General features: G+C 54.1%; 1 pseudogene. It reads left to right on the top strand.

Annotation, left to right across the window (positions count from 1 at the left end):
- A pseudogene (locus tag AAEZ09_RS28115) lies at nt 1–279 on the top strand (MFS transporter); the annotation flags it as partial.

Raw genomic sequence — 279 nt, 5'->3', positions numbered from 1 at the left:
AGTTACGCCTTTATGAATCTGATGTCGCGTCCGGGCGGTGGCTGGCTAAGTGATAAGTTTGGGCGCAAGATTACCCTACTGATTTTGACCGCAGGACTAGCAGTCGGCTATGTACTGATGGGTATTGTCGACTCGACGTGGCCGATTGCACTGGCGCTACTCATCACCATGTTTTGCTCGTTCTTTGTACAAGCCGGCGAGGGCGCAGTCTTTGCGGTCATTCCGCTGATCAAGCGCAGTATGACCGGACAATTCGCGGGCATGACAGGGGCATATGGC

It is taken from the genome of Pseudomonas sp. 65/3-MNA-CIBAN-0223, assembly GCF_040310425.1.
Lineage (GTDB): Bacteria > Pseudomonadota > Gammaproteobacteria > Pseudomonadales > Pseudomonadaceae > Aquipseudomonas > Aquipseudomonas gregormendelii.
The sequence above is the reverse complement of the archived record's forward strand: the minus strand, read 5'-3'. Positions and strand labels throughout refer to the sequence as shown.